At 72.7% G+C, this 2906-nt stretch carries 1 protein-coding gene; it reads right to left on the bottom strand.

Translation table 11 applies throughout. The features are described 5' to 3' along the window. Window positions 1-2906 (bottom strand): amino acid adenylation domain-containing protein (locus tag K8638_RS44025; RefSeq protein ID WP_223760783.1); only part of this gene is annotated, 2906 nt, incomplete at both ends.

The following is a 2906-nucleotide window of genomic DNA, read 5'->3' as shown; positions in this document are numbered from 1 at the left end:
GCGTGGTGGAGGGAGTCGGTGCGCACGTCCTCGGAGGAGGGCACCACCCAGGCGACGAGCCAGGAGTCAGCGGGCCCACGGCGCTGGACGGTGACGGCGGCGGAGCGCACGCCGGGCAGGGAGGCCAGGGCGGCCTCCACCTCGCCCAGTTCCACGCGCATGCCGCGCACCTTCACCTGGAAGTCCACGCGGCCGAGGAAGCCGAGCGTGCCGTCCCCGTTCCACTGGCCCCGGTCTCCCGTGCGGTACAGGCGCGCACCGGGCTCGGAGCTGAAGGGGTGCGGTACGAAGCGCTCGGCGGTGAGGTCCGGCCGGCCCACGTAGCCCCGGCCGACGCCGGTTCCGCCGACGAAGAGCTCGCCGGGCACTCCCGGAGGTACGGGCTGGAGCGCATCGTCCAGCACGTACACCTCCATGTTCGCCTTGGGCGTGCCAATGGGCGTGGCGGCTCCGGCGGGAGGCGCGTGCATCCGGTGGAGGGTGGCGGTGTCGGCGCACTCGGCCGGACCGTAGGCATTGGTGAGCGGAACGTGCGGGTAGCGCTCGAACCAGGCGCGGCACGTGGCGGGCGGCAGCGCCTCGCCAATGGTGAGCATGTGGCGGAGCGCCGGGAGTGGTGCCTCGGCCGCGTCCTCCAGCAGTGCCTGCAGCAGCGAGGGCACCAACTCCACCACGGTGGCTCCCGCCTGCCGCAGGGCGGCGGCGAGGCGGGGCGGCTCGCGCACCACCTCATCCTCCACGACGTAGGTGGTGCCACCGGCGGCCAGGGCGCCCAGCATCTGCCAGATGGAGATGTCGAAGGAGAGCGGCGCCGTCTGGGCGAGGACGTTCTCGGGCCCCATCCCCAATCCGTGCTGCATGCCCAGCAGGTGGTTGAGCATGCCGCGGTGGTCCACCATGACGCCCTTGGGGGTGCCGGTGGAGCCGGAGGTGAACAGCACGTACGCGAGCGTCCCGGGAGTGGCGCGGGCCTTCAGGGGCTCGGCGCTCTCCGCCTCCAGTCCATCCAGGGACAGCACTCGCGGGCGGGCCTCCTCGGGAATTTGCGCGAGGACCTCGGACAGCAGCGACTCCACGGAGCCCAGCGGGAGGACGAAGGGCGCGCGGCTCTCGGAGAGGAGACGCGCGAGGCGGGCCGGAGGAAGCTGTGCGTCCAGGGGCAGGTAGGCCGCACCGGCCTGGTGCAGCGACAGCACTGCGCGCACGGTGGCCTCGGTGCGCCGGCCCAGCACCGCGACGACGGACTCGGTGCCCACGCCCTGGGCCGCCAGCCGCCGCGCGGCGCGGCGGGTCCACGCCTCCAGCTCCGCGTACGTCCACCGTGCGTCGGAGGAGGCCAGCGCCACGCGCTCGGGCGACTGACGGGCGTGGGCGGAGAGGCGCTCCGGCAGGCAGGCCTCCAGGTCGAAGCCGTGGGCGCCGGGCCGGGCATCCCGCAGCACTCGTGCGCGCTCGCCGGATGACAGCAGCGACAGCCGCGAGACGGGCGTGTGCGGCGCGGCGAGGGCCTGGGCGAGGAGGCGCGGATAGTGGTCCAGCAGCCGCCGCGCGGTGGCGGGCTCGAACAGCTCGCCGCTGTAGCGCAGGAGGAGCTCGAAGCCGTCCGTGTGCTCGAGGACGCTCAGTGCGAGGTCGAACGGACTGGCCTGGAGGTCGACCGGCACGGGCCGCGCCTGGAGCCCGGCGAAAGCGCTCGCGAGAGAGCTCTGCGGCCGGTGCAGGTCGAACATCACCTGGAAGAGGGGGGAGTGACTGAGGCTGCGCTCGATGCCGAGAGCTTGGACGAGGCGCTCGAAGGGGACGTCCTGGTGAGCGAGGGCGTCGAGGGAGGTGGAGCGCACCTGAGCCAGCAGGGAGGCAAAGGAGGAGGAGGCGTCGATGCGCGTGCGAAGAGGAACGGTGTTGGCCAGCAGGCCGACGACGCCCTCGGTGGCCGGGTGGGTGCGTCCGGAGACGGGAGTGCCGACGCAGAAGTCGTCCTGGCGCGAGTAGCGGTAGAGCAGGGCGGCGAACGCGGCGTACAGCACCATGAACGGCGTGGCCGTGTGCTCACGGCAGAAGGCGCGCACGGCCCCGGCCAGCGTGGTGTCCAACGCCTGGAGGCCGGAGTTGTCGCCCTGGTGGGTGAGGACGGCGGGGCGAGGCTTGTCGGTGGGGAGCTGGAGCAGCTCCGGAGCCCCGGCGAGCTGGCGCTTCCAGTAGGCGAGCTGCGCCTCGTCACGCGCGTACACGGCCTCCGAGCGCTGCCAGGCAGCGACGTCGGAGTAGTGGAGCGCGACGGGAGGCGCCGAGGGCCGCTGTCCCTGGTGGAAGGCGGCATACGCCTCGCCCAGTTCGCGGAAGAGGATGTCCAGCGAGAGGCCGTCCACCACGAGGTGGTGGAAGACGGCGAGCAGCATGTACCGGTCCTCGCCAGCCTTCAGCAGGAGGAATCGGTACAGCGGGCCGCGCTCCAGTGAGAAGGGACGCAAGGCCTCCTGGTGGAGCCGCTGTGTGTACCATCCGGGTTGCTGGGGCAGCGCCTCCGCGCTCTCCACGTGCAACACCTGCGCGGGCACGGGCGCCAGCACCGCATGAGGCTGTCCCTGCTGTGAAGACACGGTGGTGCGCAGCACGGGGTGACGCTCCAGCAGCCACCTCAGCGCAGCGTCCAGCGCACCGCTGTCCACCGTGCCTCGTAGCTCCGCGGCCTGGGGAATGTGGTACGCGCCGGAGTCGGGCTGGAGCTGGTGGATGAACCAGAGGCGCTCCTGAGCGGCAGACAGCGCGAGCGCGGAGCCCGCGGGCAGGGGCGAGGGAGGTGGCAGCTCGGTGGAAGCCGCCTGGAGGGAGGCCAGCTCACGGGCGAGGCTGGCCACGGTGGGCGAGGCGAAGAAGGAAGCCAGGGGCAGCTGCGCGCCGAAGGA

Source organism: Myxococcus sp. RHSTA-1-4, from assembly GCF_020037125.1.
GTDB lineage: Bacteria > Myxococcota > Myxococcia > Myxococcales > Myxococcaceae > Myxococcus.
The sequence above is the reverse complement of the archived record's forward strand: the minus strand, read 5'-3'. Positions and strand labels throughout refer to the sequence as shown.